Source organism: Polaribacter marinaquae (assembly GCF_038019025.1).
Classification (GTDB): Bacteria; Bacteroidota; Bacteroidia; order Flavobacteriales; family Flavobacteriaceae; genus Polaribacter; species Polaribacter marinaquae.
On the sequence record NZ_CP150496.1, the window covers coordinates 2,769,291 to 2,785,273 of the forward strand.

The 15,983-nt window shown below is 30.6% G+C and carries 13 protein-coding genes and 1 pseudogene; 9 read left to right on the forward strand and 5 right to left on the reverse strand.

The features are described 5' to 3' along the window. The 3 genes from WG950_RS12325 to WG950_RS12335 form a co-directional block, all read right to left on the reverse strand. The gene (locus tag WG950_RS12325) at nt 1–519 is read right to left on the reverse strand and encodes a thioredoxin family protein (protein ID WP_340932738.1); all 519 of its coding nucleotides are present in this window, start codon (nt 517–519) and stop codon (nt 1–3) included. Nucleotides 520–623: 104 nt separating this feature from the next. Further along, the gene (locus WG950_RS12330) at nt 624–2,135 is read right to left on the reverse strand and encodes an oligopeptide:H+ symporter (RefSeq protein ID WP_340932739.1); all 1,512 of its coding nucleotides are present in this window, start codon (nt 2,133–2,135) and stop codon (nt 624–626) included. 2 nt (nt 2,136–2,137) lie between these two features. Continuing rightward, the gene (locus tag WG950_RS12335) at nt 2,138–4,357 is read right to left on the reverse strand and encodes a S9 family peptidase (protein WP_340932740.1); all 2,220 of its coding nucleotides are present in this window, start codon (nt 4,355–4,357) and stop codon (nt 2,138–2,140) included. Nucleotides 4,358–4,499: 142 nt separating this feature from the next. Here WG950_RS12335 and WG950_RS12340 point away from each other — a divergent pair. From WG950_RS12340 to WG950_RS12365, 7 genes and pseudogenes are all read left to right on the forward strand, one after another. Beyond that, a pseudogene (locus WG950_RS12340) lies at nt 4,500–5,771 on the forward strand (hydroxymethylglutaryl-CoA reductase, degradative); the annotation flags it as partial. A gap of 246 nt (nt 5,772–6,017) precedes the next feature. Continuing rightward, the gene (locus WG950_RS14150) at nt 6,018–6,227 is read left to right on the forward strand and encodes a DUF1569 domain-containing protein (protein ID WP_377501037.1); all 210 of its coding nucleotides are present in this window, start codon (nt 6,018–6,020) and stop codon (nt 6,225–6,227) included. Then, nucleotides 6,227–7,156 (forward strand): GYDIA family GHMP kinase, encoded by a 930-nt coding sequence (locus WG950_RS12345; protein WP_340932743.1) that lies wholly within the window; start codon nt 6,227–6,229, stop codon nt 7,154–7,156. The genes WG950_RS14150 and WG950_RS12345 overlap by 1 nt, the downstream gene beginning before the upstream one ends. Nucleotides 7,157–7,228: 72 nt before the next feature. Next, nucleotides 7,229–8,443: an NAD(P)/FAD-dependent oxidoreductase gene (locus WG950_RS12350; protein WP_340932744.1), complete on the forward strand. Its 1,215-nt coding sequence runs from the start codon at nt 7,229–7,231 to the stop codon at nt 8,441–8,443. Between the two features lie 34 nt (nt 8,444–8,477). Continuing rightward, nucleotides 8,478–9,032 carry a thioredoxin family protein gene (locus WG950_RS12355; protein ID WP_340932745.1) on the forward strand — a complete coding sequence of 185 codons (555 nt, stop codon included), beginning with the start codon at nt 8,478–8,480 and terminating at the stop codon, nt 9,030–9,032. Nucleotides 9,033–9,071: 39 nt separating this feature from the next. Continuing rightward, nucleotides 9,072–9,398, forward strand: coding sequence for a nucleotide pyrophosphohydrolase (locus tag WG950_RS12360; protein WP_340932747.1), 327 nt, complete (start codon nt 9,072–9,074; stop codon nt 9,396–9,398). 1 nt (nt 9,399) lies between these two features. Further along, nucleotides 9,400–9,681, forward strand: coding sequence for a hypothetical protein (locus WG950_RS12365; RefSeq protein WP_340932749.1), 282 nt, complete (start codon nt 9,400–9,402; stop codon nt 9,679–9,681). Here WG950_RS12365 and WG950_RS12370 read toward each other — a convergent pair. Both WG950_RS12370 and WG950_RS12375 read right to left on the reverse strand, forming a co-directional pair. Further along, nucleotides 9,678–10,286 carry a type IV pili methyl-accepting chemotaxis transducer N-terminal domain-containing protein gene (locus tag WG950_RS12370; RefSeq protein WP_340932751.1) on the reverse strand — a complete coding sequence of 203 codons (609 nt, stop codon included), beginning with the start codon at nt 10,284–10,286 and terminating at the stop codon, nt 9,678–9,680. The two genes, WG950_RS12365 and WG950_RS12370, sit on opposite strands and share 4 nt — an antisense overlap. A gap of 94 nt (nt 10,287–10,380) precedes the next feature. Continuing rightward, on the reverse strand, nt 10,381–13,485 hold the full coding sequence (locus WG950_RS12375) for a VPS10 domain-containing protein (protein WP_340932752.1): 3,105 nt from the start codon (nt 13,483–13,485) through the stop codon (nt 10,381–10,383). 54 nt (nt 13,486–13,539) lie between these two features. Here WG950_RS12375 and WG950_RS12380 point away from each other — a divergent pair, with 54 nt between their 5' ends. Next, the gene (locus WG950_RS12380; RefSeq protein WP_340932754.1) at nt 13,540–14,769 is read left to right on the forward strand and encodes a 3-phosphoshikimate 1-carboxyvinyltransferase; all 1,230 of its coding nucleotides are present in this window, start codon (nt 13,540–13,542) and stop codon (nt 14,767–14,769) included. Between the two features lie 72 nt (nt 14,770–14,841). Beyond that, the gene (gene queA / locus WG950_RS12385; protein ID WP_079737170.1) at nt 14,842–15,891 is read left to right on the forward strand and encodes a tRNA preQ1(34) S-adenosylmethionine ribosyltransferase-isomerase QueA; all 1,050 of its coding nucleotides are present in this window, start codon (nt 14,842–14,844) and stop codon (nt 15,889–15,891) included. Nucleotides 15,892–15,983 lie beyond the last annotated feature (92 nt).

Here is a 15,983-nt window from a genome sequence, read left to right on the forward strand (position 1 = left end):
TTACAAGCTACTTTTAAAGGCTTTATCGAAATCTTTCCAATTGGTAGTTTTGTATTTATCCGCAGAAAAATAAACTAATATTTTTTCAAACATTTCTTTTTGTTGATAACCAGGTATATTTTGAAGTAATTCTTCATCTTCGGATAGAAATATGGTTGATGGATACGATAGTTTTCCGTTCATTATAGTAGCTGGTAGTTGATGAAATCCTCTTCTGCCACTTTTTTGAAACTTAAATGTATGACCGTTGTAGGTTATATCTTTTTTCTCTTCTCCGTTTAACTTAATTGCGTAAAAATTATCATTAATTATTTTGATAATAGTCTTGTTAGAGTAGGTTTCAATATCCATTTTTTTACAGAAACCACACCAATCTGTATACACGTCAATTAAAATTGGTTTAGGTGTTTTTGCATTTAATGCAATTGCTTCTTCAAAAGACAACCATTTAATTTTGTCTTGCGAGTGCAAAGACAATGATACTAATGTTAACGTTAAAATGAAGATTAATTTTCTCATGATTTATTATTCGCAATTATAATACCAAACTTACAAATAAACTTTTAGGTATAAAAAAACCTCATAAACATAATTTATGAGGTTTTTTTTTAAGTATTTTTTTATTAATGTACGTTACCCATTAATTTTTTCATTAACGGAGAAAACAATAAAACTACTGCTCCTGCTCCTAATGCATAAAGTGCAATTAAATGGAAACCATCAGTATATACACTTAGAGTATCTAATGGATTAATAACTTGACCAGGAACATTTTCTATGGCTAATTCTTCAGAAATAAAACCTACAATTTGAAATGCAAATGCAGAAGACAAAAACCAAACTCCCATCATAAAAGCAACAATGTTTTTTGGTGATAAATCTGTAATTTTTGATAAACCTACAGGAGACATAAATAACTCACCTACAGAAATTATAAAATACATTGCAAACAAATAATAAAAAGGAACCATTCCATTTTCGTTAGCACTTAAACCACTTATAGATAAAATGTAAAAACTTGCACCAGCTAATAATAAACCTAAACCAAATTTATACGGCGTTCTAGGGTTTAATTTGTTTTTAGATAAATAACCCCAAAGTAAAGAAATAGGAATTGCTAAAATGATAATAAACATAGAGTTTAATGCATTTGTTTGACTAGCACTCATTATACCTTCTAAGGCAACATTTCTAGATGCAAAAAGTGTAATTACACTTCCAGATAATTCATGGAAACCCCAGAATAATGTCATAAAAAATGTAATTAAAACTGCCATAAATAACTTTTTACGTGCAACAGTATCTAAACTATACATTATATAACCTAAGTATGCTAAAACTGCAAAACCAATAAATTTAAAGATTCCGCTAACGTAATTCGCTTGCCAAGAAGAAAGTAAATAAGCAATCACCGGCACAAATAAAACAGCTATTATTGGAATCAAAGTTTTTTGAGGAATACCTGCAACTTTCTTTTCGTACACTTCTTGACTTGGTGGCATACCTTTGTCTCCAAAAACATTCTTTTTAATACCACTCCAAAAGAAAATTAAACCTGCCATCATACCTATACCAGCTAAACCAAAACCATAATGCCAGCCATATTCTGCAGCTAACCAACCACATAATAAAGGCGCAACAAAACCACCAATGTTAATTCCCATGTAGAAAATGGTAAAACCAGAATCTTTACGTACATCTCCATCTTTATAGAGAGCACCTACAAATGTTGAAATGTTTGGTTTAAAAAAACCATTACCAACAACAATTAACGCGAGTGCTAAGAAAAATGCAATATCATTTTCTATAGCTAATACAAAATGACCAATGGCCATTAAAATTCCTCCTAAGAAAATAGAACTTCGCATTCCTAATATTTTATCAGAAATTTGACCACCAATTACTGTTGATGCATATACTAAAGAACCGTAAGAAGCATAAACTACTGCTGTAGCTGCATCTCTCTCTGCGATTGCTTTAAAGATTTCGTTTACCATGTAAAGCGTAAGTAACGCTCTCATTCCGTAGAAACTAAAACGTTCCCATAATTCTGCAAAAAATAAGTAAAATAACCCTTTTGGGTGACCAAACATTTGTGGGTCTTCAGTAGCTGTACTAACTCCTTTGTCTAACATAATTATCCTTTAATTTTTGTTGTTGAATTTGATTTATTAATTAAATGCGTTTCTACAAAATTTGTCATTTTTGTATATAAATTTAAACGCGTATTTTTTCCTTTGTAAATGCCGTGTGTTCTATCTGGTACAATAAACATATCAAATTGTTTATTGGCATCAATTAAAGAATTTATCATTCTGTAACTATTTTGTACATGTACATTATCGTCTCCTGTACCATGAACCAGTAAATAATTTCCTTTTAATTTTTCTGGATAATTAACAGGCGAATTATCATCATAACCAGCAGGGTTTTCTTGTGGTGTTCTTAAAAAACGTTCTGTATAAACAGTGTCATAAAATCTCCAAGAAGTTACAGGTGCAACCGCAATTGCAGTTGTAAAGATATCACTTCCTTTTAAAAGTGAATTTGTACTCATATGTCCGCCAAAAGACCAACCCCAAATACCGATATTATTTTCGTCGATATAAGAGCGTTTTGCCAATTTTTTTGCTGCAGCAATTTGATCTTCCGTTTCGTATTTTACTAAATTTAAATACGTAGATTTTTTAAAATCACTTCCTTTAAAACCTGTTCCTCTACCATCTACGCAGACAATAATCATCCCTTTTTGGGCCAACATATTGTGCCAATAGTCGTTACTTGCATTCCATTTATTAGCAACTTGTTGTGACCCCGGACCCGAATATTGAAACATTAATAAAGGATATTTTTTATTTTCATCAAAATCTGCAGGCTTAATCATCCACATATTTAATTCGTTACCATTAATAGAAATTGTAGAAAATTCTTTCGGACTCATTTTGTACTCAGATAATTCTTCTTTTAATTCTGAATTATCTTTGATAACCTTTAGCATTTCTCCTTCTGCTGTATATAAAGAATAAATTGGAGGAATTTCTGATGAAGAAAAAGTATTGATAAAGTAATTTAAGTTTTTACTAAATGAAGCAGTATTTGTGCCATCTTTATTACTAAGTAATTTTTTATTTTTTCCGTTTAAATCTATAGAATAAACGCCTCTATTGGTAGAACCATTTTCTACAGATTGATAATAAATTGTTTTTTTAGATGCGTTATAACCGTAATAATTTGTTACTTCCCAATCTCCTTTTGTAATCTGATTGATTAATTTTCCAGAGAAATCATAATGATAAATATGGTTAAATCCGTCTTTCTCACTTGTCCAAATAAAGCTGTTATCATTTAAAAAAGTAAGATTGTCTGTAATATCTACATACGCTTTATCAGTTTCGTCTAATAACAAACTAGAACTGCTTCTTAATGCATTTACTTTATGTAGTTTTAAATTGTTTTGATGACGGTTTAAAGTTGTTGCAACCAATACATTTGCATCATTAGACCATTTTATTCTTGGGATGTATTCATAATTACCTAAAGCAATTTTTTTGGTATTTTTAGAAGAAAGAGTATACATGTGTAAAGTTACTTCTGCATTTTTTTCACCTGCTTTTGGGTATTTAAATACTTGCTGATTTGGGTAATTTGCTGTACCAACCATGTCCATGGAAAAAGTAGGAACATCACTTTCATTAAAACGTAAAAAAGCTAAATATTTACTGTTGTTACTCCATTCGAAAGCTCTAACAAAACCAAATTCTTCTTCGTAAACCCAATCTGTAATTCCGTTAATTACATTGTTAAATTTACCATCTTTGGTTACTTGCGTTACTTTATTTCCGTTGGTAAGATTTAAAATATAAATATTGTTATTTTTTGCGTAAGCAATTTTTTTACTATCCGGAGAAAAAGTAGGCTCTTGAATATCTTTACCAATTAAAGTTAATTTTTTAGAATTAATATTATAGTAATAAAATGTACCTGTAAAAGAACGTCTGTAGATTTTTTTAAAATCTGTGCCTAAAATAACAGAAGATTCTTCTGCATTAAAATTATAAGAATCAAAACTTTTTAAATCCTTTAAACTAGCACTATTTACTATAGTCTCTACTTTTTCTAAAGTTTTATAACTGTATTTATCTACAGTTGTATTTCCTTCATCATCAGTATTTAGTAAAGAATAAAAATCACCATTCATAGAATTTAAAGCATTCATTCTTTTAGCCGAAAAAGTGCCATTCCAGATTTCTTCTAAAGTGATTTCTTTGTTTCCTGTTGTGTAATTAGTTGATGTTGTGGTTTTTTCTTTGCAACTAACAAGTAGAGATATAGTTGCTAAAATGAAGATTTTTTTCATTATAGACATCGTTTTAATAAAAGTTTGTCAAGTTTACGTAAAAATCCGCAAAAAATGTTTTAAAAATTGAGAAAACTTGAATATTGTATAATGTTTTAACGGATTGAATTATATTTGTTGCTGATAGTTTATAGCATATAAAATGAGTAAGAAAATAAAGGGTTTTTCTAAATTAACAAAAGAAGAAAAGATCAATTGGATTGTAGAAAATTATTTTAATAATAATTTAAATGTTGTTGATATTATAAAACAATATTGGAATTCTGATGCGCAACTACAACAGTTGCACGACGATTTTATAGAGAATACCATTTCTAACTTTTATTTGCCAATGGGTGTTGCGCCAAATTTTCTTATAAACGATAAAGATTATGTTGTGCCAATGGTAACAGAAGAGAGTTCTGTTGTAGCTGCAGCTTCTTTGGTAGCTAAGTTCTGGAGTACAAAAGGCGGATTTAAAACAACCGTTTTAGGTACTACAAAAATTGGGCAAGTACATTTTATGTTTGCTGGCAATAAAGAAGATTTAATCTCTTATTTTAATAAAAATAAAACCGAATTGTATGCGGCAACTGCATCCATAACTAAAAATATGGAAAAACGTGGTGGCGGAATTTTAGACATACAGTTAATAGATAAAACAGATCAGTTAGAGAATTATTATCAATTACATATTACTTTCGAAACCAAAGATTCGATGGGCGCTAATTTTATTAATTCTTGTTTAGAAGCTATTGCGGCTAAGTTTAGAAATGATGAAATTGAAATTGTAATGAGTATTTTATCTAATTACGTTCCAGAATGTTTAGTTAGAGCAGAGGTAAGTTGTAAGATTGAAGATTTGGGTGTAGAAAATCCACAGAAATTTGCAGAGAAATTTTACCAAGCTGTTAAAATTGCCGAAGTAGAACCTTACAGAGCAGTAACGCATAATAAAGGAATTATGAACGGAGTTGATGCGGTTGTAATTGCTACTGGTAACGATTTTAGAGCTGTAGAAGCTGGTGTGCATGCGTATGCTGCAAAAGACGGAAAATATACAAGTTTATCTCATTGTACGATAGACAACGGAATTTTTAGATTTTGGATAGATTTACCTTTAGCATTAGGTACGGTTGGTGGTTTAACGGCACTACATCCGTTAGCAAAATTATCTTTAGAGATGTTGCAAAAACCGTCTGCAAAAGAATTAATGCAGATTATAGCAACTGCTGGTTTGGCTCAGAATTTCGCTGCTTTAAGAGCACTTACAACAAAAGGAATTCAGCACGGTCACATGAAAATGCATTTACAAAATATATTAAATCAATTAGGTGCTAATGCAGAAGAAAAAGAGATTATTGCAAATCATTTCGAAGGAAAAACAGTTTCGCATGCTGCGGTTGTATCTAAATTCGAAGAAATAAAAAAAAAATCTATTAATTGGGTAGATTTTAAAAATGAATCTAGTTTAAGAGGTTTACTTAACAGTCTAGAAATAGAAACTCCTGCCATTTTTGGTAAAATGAATGGACAACAAATGGTAGAACATTTGGCTTTGTTATTAAAGGTTTCTAACGGCAAAATAGATGCAGATTTTTTTGTTGAAGAAGAAAAATCATCTAGAAGAAAAGCTTTTTTAGACACAGATAACGAATTACAAGTTGGTTTTAAAGCCTCGATGCTATCAGAAGAACCAGTTCCTGCAAAGTTTTCTACCTTAAAAGATTCTATTGAAGATTTGATATTGCAAATAGAGAGTTTTGAAACTCATTTTAAAACAAATGCAACAGAGAATCATCCATTTTTTGGAGAGTTAGATTACCAATATTGGTGCAAGTTTCATGTAAAACATTTTACACATCATTTTAAACAATTTAATTTAGTTTAATGAATTATTACTCAAACGGAAAACTGTTATTAACAGGTGAATATTTAGTCTTAGATGGCGCAAAATCTTTAGCGTTACCTACTAAGTTTGGGCAAGATTTAATTGTCGATCAAATAAAAGAAGCGCAATTAATTTGGGGAAGTTTTACAGATAAAGGAGAATGCTGGTTTGAAGCAGTTTTTGATTTGAAAAAAATGCGATTGGTTAATTGCACATTTAATTCAGAAAAAGAGGGTGGCGGAGATATTATTGCTGAAACATTATTAGATATTTTAAGAGAAGCAAAGAAATTAAATCAAAATTTTTTAGAAGTCGAACACGGTTTTGTTGTAAAAACAATGCTTACTTTTCCTAGAAATTGGGGTTTAGGCACATCGTCTACTTTAATTAATTCTATTGCAAGTTGGGCAAATGTAAATGCTTTTGATTTGCTATGGAATTCTTTTAAAGGGAGTGGTTATGATATTGCTTGTGCTCAAAATAATACGCCAATTTATTATAAAATTAAAGCAGAAAAACCAGTTGTAGAGCAAATAGAATTCAATCCAAAATTTAAAGAAAATTTGTTTTTTGTGCATTTAAATCAGAAGCAAGATTCTAAAGAAGGTATTGCAAAGTTTAGAGAAAGTAATTTAAATTTTGATAAAGAAATTAAAAGGATTTCTCAAATTTCTGAAGAGTTTGTTCAATCTAAAAATCTACAAACTTTCGAAAATTTAATAGTAGAACACGAAAATATTATTAGTAGTATTATCAAACTTACACCGGTTAAAGAAAAATTATTTCCAGATTATTTTGGTGCTATTAAAAGTTTGGGAGCTTGGGGCGGAGATTTTGTATTAGTTACAGGAAACGAAAAAACACCTGCTTATTTTAAAAACAAAGGTTACAAAACAATTCTTTCATATTCAGAAATGATTTTGTCATAGAATCATTTAGATTAATTAAATACGTAATTCAAGTTTAATCACATAGATTTTTGAATTTATAACAAATATAAAATGAAAAAAATAGTAATAATAGGTGGTGGTGCAGCAGGATATTTTACAGCAATAAATGCAAAAGAAAATAATCCTGATTTAGATATTACTATTCTTGAAAAAGGAAAAGATGTCTTACAAAAAGTTAAGATTTCTGGTGGCGGAAGATGTAATGTTACACATGCTTGTTTTGAACCTAAAGAACTTGTTAAATTTTATCCGAGAGGAGAAAAAGAATTGTTAGGTCCTTTTCATCAGTTTATGACAGGTGATACCTTTGAGTGGTTTGATGATAGAGGTGTTCCTTTAAAAATTGAAAATGATAATCGTGTTTTTCCAGAAGCAAATACAAGTCAGGCAATTATAGATTGTTTTCAAAAGTCTGTGAGTAACTTAGGAATTAAAGTGTTGACAAATTCGGGTGTAAATTCAGTTTCTAAAGAAAATAACAAATGGAGTCTAAACACTAAAGAACAAGTTTTTGCAGCAGATCAATTAGTGATTGCAGCAGGAAGTTCTAAAAAAGTGTGGGATTTATGCAAAACCTTAGATCATGCAGTGGTAGAGCCAGTTCCATCTTTGTTTACATTCAATATAAACGATAAAAGATTGGTCGATTTATTAGGAACTTCTGTACCAAATGCAACTGTAAACATTATAGATTCTAAATTAGAAGCTTCTGGCCCATTATTAATAACGCATTGGGGTTTAAGCGGTCCTGCAGTTTTAAAATTATCTGCTTTTGGTGCAAGACTTTTAGCGGACAAAAATTACCAATACAATGTTGCTGTAAATTGGTTGTCTAGACCAACCGATAAAGTTTTAAATGTGCTTTTAAATTTAAAAAAGAAAGAACCTAGAAAAACAGTTATTTTAAAATCTCCTTTTACAGAGATTTCTAAAAGATTATGGGAACGTTTTGTATTGTTTGCATCGATATCTAAAACTCAAAATTGGGCAGATTTAAGCAACGCACAATTAGAAAAGTTGGCTAAAGAGTTAACAAATGGTATTTACAATGCAAATGGCAGAACTACGTTTAAAGATGAATTTGTAACTGCTGGCGGAATCGATTTAAAAGAAATTAATTTTAAACGTTTTGAAAGTAAAAAGCATAAAAATTTGTTTTTTGTAGGCGAAGTTTTAAATATTGATGCAGTAACAGGAGGTTTTAATTTTCAGAATGCTTGGACAGGTGGCTTTATCTGTGCGAAAGCATTGGCAGAAGAAGAGTAAATGTTTATAAAAAAAAATCATAAAAAATTATAAAATGGCAAGAGCAGAATCTAACGAGTTTTTAATAGGAAAAATAGCGCCAGATTTTAACTTAATCAATACTGTAGATAATTCTTTTGTGAGCTTATCAAGTGCAAAAGGATCTGTTGGTACCGTAGTTATGTTTATTTGTAATCATTGTCCGTTTGTAATTCATGTAAACCCAGAATTGATAAAAATGGCCAATGAATTTCAAGAAAAAGGAATTCGTTTTATTGCGATTAGTTCTAACGAAATAATAAATTATCCGCAAGATGCACCAAAGTTTATGAAAGAAGTTGCAGAGGATTTAAAATATCCATTTCCTTATTTATTTGATGAAACACAAGAAGTAGCCAAGGCATATGATGCCGCTTGTACGCCAGATTTTTATGTTTTTGATAAAGATTTAAAAGCAGTTTATCATGGGCAATTAGACGATTCTAGGCCAGGAAATGGCGAATCATTAACGGGTAAAGATATTAGAGCAGCAATACATAATTTATTAGATAATAAGCCCGTTTTAGAAAACCAAAAACCAAGTGTTGGTTGCGGAATTAAATGGAAATAAATTAAAAATTAAATAATTCATTAAAAATTATAAGTAGAAATGAATATAGAAAACGCACAAAAACAAGTAGACGATTGGATTAAAAATCATGGAGTTCGTTATTTTAATGAACTTACAAATATGGCACAGTTAACAGAAGAGGTTGGTGAAGTCGCACGAATTATAGCTAGAAGATATGGAGAGCAAAGCGAAAAAGAATCTGATAAAAGTAAAGATTTAGGTGAAGAGTTAGCAGATGTAATGTTTGTAGTTTTGTGTTTGGCAAATCAAACCGGAATAAATTTACAAGATGCTTTTGAAAAAAAGTTAGATATTAAAACCAAAAGAGATCACGATAGACATCATAACAACGACAAATTAAAATAAAATGAGTTTTTTTAGGAATTTTGTAGCTGGTGCTAAAATTGTTGCAGCTAAATTACAAACTAAAATATTTTGGATTAACTTTTTAAAAGTGGCGCTTCCTTTTTTTGTTTTAGTAACCATAATTAGTTTATTAATTAATAGTTCTAGTGCTATTTTTTCAGGTGATTTTGCTAAAGTGAATGCAACAAATTTTTCTGAAGGAAAATGGAAAAACTTTTGGGGTTTAAAGTTTTTTATTAGTGTATTTTACGGCATGTACGTAACACTTAAAAAAATGTCTTAAACGATACTTTTAGTTTCTCTACCAAAAATAGGAATTATAATAAAAAACAAAACGTATAGTAATAAAAGAAAAGAAGCTGCATGAAATAATAACTGCATTTGTTGTAGCTTATTAACTTTTATCTCAGACATTTTTTGATATTCTTCTACAATTTTATCCATAGAAACTAAGAATCCGTTCTCATTATCTCTAATTGTTTTTAAAGATTTTACGAACAACGTGTCATTATGAATGTCGTTTAAAATAGCAGAGGATGCGTCTTCTAAATTTTTATAATACGATTGGTTTTCTTTGTACAGATCGTTTAAATCTTGATTGTTGTAAAATTTTAAAACGATATTATTGATGTAGTAATTTCCTATTTTAAAATCTTGATACGTTTCTCTAAAATCTAACATTTTATCTTCAAACGAATCTGTATTCATAGCATTACTTGCAAAAAAAGCATCTTTTGTCAATTTTTGACTATACATTCTTTGCTTACCTGCTTTATTAATAATTTCGGCGTCGTAAGATTGCCTTTTGATGTCAAAGTGAAAGATAATTTGATTTGATACAACAAGTAAGGTAAAAAGTATAAAAGATAGGGTAACCTTTTTTTTCATTTCTGGGGATTTTGAATTGCAAATTAAATTAAAATAGTTTGAATAATAAAAAAAGCGACTATAAAGTCGCTTTTTTTAATTTCTATTTTACAAATTAGTCTAATTGTATAAGGTCTATATCACTTTCTTTTACTCTTCTATTTAGCTCTTTTACGCCATTTGTAAATAAAGCATTTAGTTTTAATAATTCAGCATCAATTTCTTTAGTAATTTCATTTTTAAATTCGATAGCTTGTTGTGTAGGTGCGTAATTACCGGTTCTAGTTAACGAATTTAAATGTGCTAATTTATTGTTTAGTCGAATAGGAAAGTTTAATGGATCTTGTCCGCTTTTAGATTTTGTTTGATATAGAGTTTCTTCAATTTTAGTAATATCTTTTACCAATTTGTTTGCAAAGTCTAAAAGTTCTTTATGTTTTTTTCTGTCTTTAATAGATTTCTTTAAAGCACCAACCTGAGTTCTAATTTTCTTAACATTTTTTAAAGCTTTATGAATTTCTGTCATTTTAGCATTAATTTCATTAATAAAATCGAACTGAGCCTTCATTTCTTCTTCAGAAACTTCAGAAGAAGGGTTTCTTAAAATATTAAAATCTTTAGTTATGTTTTGGTTATTAACGGTTAATGTAACTTTGTATTTACCGGGTAAGGCCATTGGGCCATTTAAAGAAGCCCACCAAAGAATCATACCTTTTACAGATTCTGCACCTGTATACATCATATCCCAATAGAAAATGTTATTACCATCTTTTACAGATAATTTTGCTTCTTTTTCTTTTGTATTTGGTTTAGTACTAAACTTTTTTATTAAGTTATTATTTGCATCAAAAAATGAAAGCGAGATGGTGTCTTTTTTATTTTCTTCTTTTATAAAATAAGAAACAGCAACACCACCTGGATGATTAGTGCCAGCAGTTCTAGAAGTTCTTCCTCTACCACCGCTCATGTTATAAGCATCTTTTGGTTTGTAAAGAATTACGTTTGCGTTTGTATTTCTTTCAAGTTGATGTAGAGGTGTTAAATCATCAATAATCCAAAGAGCTCTACCTTGTGTAGCTGCGATTAAATTATCGTTTTTAATTGCTAAATCAGTAATTGGTACAATTGGTAAATTTTTCTGAAAAGTTTCCCAATTTTTACCGTCATCAAAAGAAACGTACATTCCTTTTTCTGTACCTGCATATAATAAGCCTTTACGTTTTGGGTCTGCTCTTAAAGCTCTCGTAAAACTTTCATTTTCGATTCCGTTTACGATTAATTTCCATGATTTACCATAATTCTCGGTTTTATAAATATAAGGTTTGTAATCACCAGATTTGTATTTAGTACCAACAATATATGCGCTTCCTTTGTCAAACGGACTAACTTCAATACAATTAATCATCATCCATTCTGGCATTTTTTTAGGCGTAACGTTTGTCCATTTTTCTCCGTTGTTTTTAGAAACGTGTACCAAGCCATCGTCAGATCCTGTCCAAATTAATCCAGGTTCTAGAGAAGATTCTGTAGCTGCAAAAATAGTTCCATAGTATTCTACACCCGTATTATCTTTTGTAATTGGTCCTCCAGATGGCCCTAAAGTTTTTGGGTCGTTTCGAGTTAAATCCGGACTAATTAATTTCCAAGATTGTCCTTCATTTTCGGTAATATGTAAATGATTAGAAGCTGCATACAATCTCTTTTTATTATTTGGAGAAAAGAATATTGGAAAATTCCATTGAAAACGATATTTAAAATCTTCAGCACCATGTCCCATTGGGTCGTCTGGCCAAACATTAACAGCTCTTGTTTCACCTGTTTTATGATTTTTTCTAGTTAGCAAACCTCCGTAACTTCCACCATAAACAATATCATCATTTAAAGGATCTACAGCAATGTGTGCACTTTCTCCTCCTGCAGTAGGTTCCCAATCAGAATCTGTAATAAATCTTCCTGCGGTTCTATGTGCAATTCTTATTGTAGAATTATCTTGTTGTGCTGCCAAAATTCTATATGGAAAATGGTTATCAGTAGTTACTCTATAAAACTGAGAAGTTGGTTGGTTGTTCATTGTACTCCAGTTTTCTCCAGCATCAAAAGAAACTTGTGCGCCACCATCATCACCAATAATCATTCTTTGGTTATCTTCTGGTGCAATCCATAAATCATGATGGTCTCCGTGTGGTGCATTGTATGTTTTATAAGTTTTTCCTCCGTCTGTAGATTTATGATAACGAACATTTAAAACATATAAAATGTCTTCATCTTGCGTGTCTGCATACAAACGTGTGTAATACCATGCTCTTTGGCGTAGTTTTCTTTCAGCATTAATTAAACGCCAAGTATTACCTGCATCTGTAGATTTGTACACACCACCTTTTTTGTTTTCTATTAAAGCGTAAACAATATCAGAATTTACAGGCGAAACAGTCACTCCGCTAATTCCCCATATTCCATCAGGAAGCCCTTTGTTTGTAGAAATGTTTGTCCATGTTTCTCCTTCATCGGTACTTTTCCATAAAGCAGAACCATCTCCACCAGAAGATAAACTGTACGGAGTTCTTCTGATATTCCATGTAGTTGCATATAAAATTCTTGGGTTATTAGGGTCTATAATTAAATCTACTACACCAGAATTTTCATTAGAAAATAAAACTTTTTTCCAATTTTGACCACCGTCTATAGATTTATAGACACCTCTTTCTTGCGTTGGTTTGTATAAATCTCCCATAACGCCAGCAAAAACAATGTTAGAATTTTTAGGATGAACTCTCATTCGCGGTATGTGTCTGGCACTTTTTAAACCAATATGTGTCCAAGTTTTACCAGCATTTTCAGATTTCCAAACGCCATCACCAGAAGAAACATTTCCTCGAACCGTTTTTTCTCCCATACCTACGTAGATAACGTTGTTATCAGATTCAGAAACAGCAACAGCTCCTACAGAACCACCAAAAAATCCGTCGGAAATATTTTGCCAAGTATTACCTGCATCATTAGTTTTCCAGACACCACCACCGGTTGCGCCCATATAAAATAGATTTGCCTTACCAGGTACGCCTGTTACAGCAGCGCTTCGACCACCTCTAAACGGACCAATATTTCTCCAAGTAATAGGATTAAAATTTTCGCTAGAAACTTTGTTAGCATTTTTTTGTGCATTAACTTTGACATTTACACACAAGAGCATGCAAAAGACTAATAATAAGTGTTTTTTCATGTTGGTTAGTTGTAATTAAAGGTTTAAAAATAAGAATTAAAATCAGTTTTTAGAATGGACATATTGTTAAATGTTTTAAAGAATAGTAAAATAAATGAGGAAATCACAATTTCTGGTTCTAAAAGCGAATCTAATAGATTGCTTATTTTACAAAACCTTTTTCCTGAAATAACGATAAATAATTTATCAGATTCTGATGATTCTGTACACATGCAACATGCACTTTCTACTGATAAAGAAATTGTAGACATTGGTCACGCAGGTACAGCAATGCGTTTTTTAACATCTTATTTTGCAGTTAAAGAAAATAGAGAAGTTGTTTTAACAGGTTCTGAAAGAATGCAAAACAGACCAATTGAGATTTTAGTAAATGCATTAAAAGATTTAGGTGCAGATATTAGTTATGAAGATAAAGTTGGATACCCACCAATACGTATTAAAGGAAAAAAAATAATAAAAGATAAAGTTGCAATTAATGGTAATGTATCTAGTCAATACATCTCATCTTTACTATTAATAGCATCAAAATTAGAAAAAGGATTAGAAATTGAATTGGTTGGTAAAATCACTTCGATACCTTATATAAAAATGACTTTAACGTTGCTAAATCAAATTGGAATAGAAACTTCATTTGAAGGTAATTTAATTAAAGTTTTACCCAAAACAACTGTTGATAAACAAACTGTTGTTGTAGAGTCTGATTGGTCTTCTGCAAGTTATTTTTATTCGATTGTAGCTTCATCGCAAATAGGGTCTTCAATTCAATTGTCTGCCTATAAGCAAGAAAGTTTACAAGGAGATTCTTGTTTAGCAGAAATTTACAAGCACTTTGGTGTAGCTACTAGTTTTTCTGATAATTCTATTACATTATCAAAAGAAAAAGTAAGCAGCAAAGAGGTTTTAGAGATCGATTTAAAAAACGCCCCAGATATTGCACAAACAATAGCAGTAACTTGTTTTTCTGAAAACATTGCGTGTAATTTAACGGGTTTACATACACTTAAAATTAAAGAAACCGATAGGTTAGAGGCTTTAAAAGAAGAATTGACAAATTTAGGTGCATCAATTTCTGTGACTAATGAAACGTTACATTTAGAAGAACGTTCTTCAATCAAAGAAAATATAGCAATAAAAACCTATAACGATCATAGAATGGCAATGGCTTTTGCACCTTTGGCGTTAAAAGTTCCTATTAAAATTTTAGATGCAGAAGTTGTTACAAAATCGTATCAAAAATTTTGGAAAGACATGCAACAAATTGGTATTAAGGTAGAAGAACTTTAAATTAATAGGCCAAACACTTGACAACGCCTATCTCGATATCGTATATTTGCATCTTTTACAAGAAATACATATATGAAATTATCGCATTTTGAATTTGAATTGCCAGAAGAATTATTGGCAGTTTATCCTGCAGAGCACAGAGACGAATCTCGTTTAATGGTGTTAAATAGAGCAGATGGTACTATTGAACATAAACAGTTTAAAGACGTTATTAATTACTTCGACGAAGGTGATGTAATGATGTTAAATAATACCAAAGTTTTTCCTGCTAGAATGTTTGGTAACAAAGAAAAGACAGGTGCTAGAATAGAGGTTTTCTTATTAAGAGAATTAAATGCAGAAAATAGATTGTGGGATGTTTTAGTAGATCCTGCAAGAAAAATTAGAATAGGAAATAAATTATTTTTTGGTGAAGACGATAGTTTAGTAGCAGAGGTGATAGATAATACGACTTCTAGAGGAAGAACTTTACGTTTTTTATTTGACGGTTCTTACGAAGAATTTAGAGCTAAATTATTAGAATTAGGACAAACACCATTGCCTAAAGAAATTAATAGAGAAGTAGAGCCTTCAGACGAAGAAAGATACCAAACTATTTTTGCCAAAAATGAAGGAGCTGTTGCTGCACCAACTGCAGGTTTACACTTTTCTAAACATTTATTAAAACGTTTAGAAATAAAAGGAGTTGATTTTGCAGAAATGACTTTACACGTTGGTTTAGGTACATTTAGCCCAGTAGAGGTAGAAGATTTGTCGAAGCATAAAATGGATTCTGAGCAAATTATCATTCCAGAAGCTTCTGCAAACATGATTAATAAAGCTAAGAAAGACAAAAGAAGAGTTTGTGCAGTTGGTACAACTGTTATGAGAACAGTAGAATCTTCTGTATCTTCTAAGCAAGAATTAAATGCTTTTGAAGGTTGGACAAACAAATTTATTTTTCCACCTCACGATTTTAGTATTGCTAATGCAATGATTACTAATTTTCATCCACCAAAATCTACTTTGTTAATGCAAGCCGCCGCTTTTGGAGGTTATGATTTTGTAATGGAAGCTTACAAAGAAGCAATTAAAGAAGGATACAAATTCTCTACTTACGGAGATGCAATGTTAATTCTATAATATTTTTAATATTTAGAAATACAATATATTAAAACTGACACTTTTTTAAAGTGTCAGTTTTTTTATGCATATTTTTGCAACAGAATTTATTT

What these genes read in the sequence shown, in the direction of transcription:
- WG950_RS12325 (WP_340932738.1), bottom strand. Translation starts at nt 519, where the DNA reads ATGAGAAAATTAATCTTCATTTTAACGTTAACATTAGTATCATTGTCT.
- WG950_RS12330 (WP_340932739.1), bottom strand. Translation starts at nt 2,135, where the DNA reads ATGTTAGACAAAGGAGTTAGTACAGCTACTGAAGACCCACAAATGTTT.
- WG950_RS12335 (WP_340932740.1), bottom strand. Translation starts at nt 4,357, where the DNA reads ATGAAAAAAATCTTCATTTTAGCAACTATATCTCTACTTGTTAGTTGC.
- WG950_RS14150 (WP_377501037.1), top strand. Translation starts at nt 6,018, where the DNA reads ATGCTATCAGAAGAACCAGTTCCTGCAAAGTTTTCTACCTTAAAAGAT.
- WG950_RS12345 (WP_340932743.1), top strand. Translation starts at nt 6,227, where the DNA reads ATGAATTATTACTCAAACGGAAAACTGTTATTAACAGGTGAATATTTA.
- WG950_RS12350 (WP_340932744.1), top strand. Translation starts at nt 7,229, where the DNA reads ATGAAAAAAATAGTAATAATAGGTGGTGGTGCAGCAGGATATTTTACA.
- WG950_RS12355 (WP_340932745.1), top strand. Translation starts at nt 8,478, where the DNA reads ATGGCAAGAGCAGAATCTAACGAGTTTTTAATAGGAAAAATAGCGCCA.
- WG950_RS12360 (WP_340932747.1), top strand. Translation starts at nt 9,072, where the DNA reads ATGAATATAGAAAACGCACAAAAACAAGTAGACGATTGGATTAAAAAT.
- WG950_RS12365 (WP_340932749.1), top strand. Translation starts at nt 9,400, where the DNA reads ATGAGTTTTTTTAGGAATTTTGTAGCTGGTGCTAAAATTGTTGCAGCT.
- WG950_RS12370 (WP_340932751.1), bottom strand. Translation starts at nt 10,286, where the DNA reads ATGAAAAAAAAGGTTACCCTATCTTTTATACTTTTTACCTTACTTGTT.
- WG950_RS12375 (WP_340932752.1), bottom strand. Translation starts at nt 13,485, where the DNA reads ATGAAAAAACACTTATTATTAGTCTTTTGCATGCTCTTGTGTGTAAAT.
- WG950_RS12380 (WP_340932754.1), top strand. Translation starts at nt 13,540, where the DNA reads ATGGACATATTGTTAAATGTTTTAAAGAATAGTAAAATAAATGAGGAA.
- queA (WP_079737170.1), top strand. Translation starts at nt 14,842, where the DNA reads ATGAAATTATCGCATTTTGAATTTGAATTGCCAGAAGAATTATTGGCA.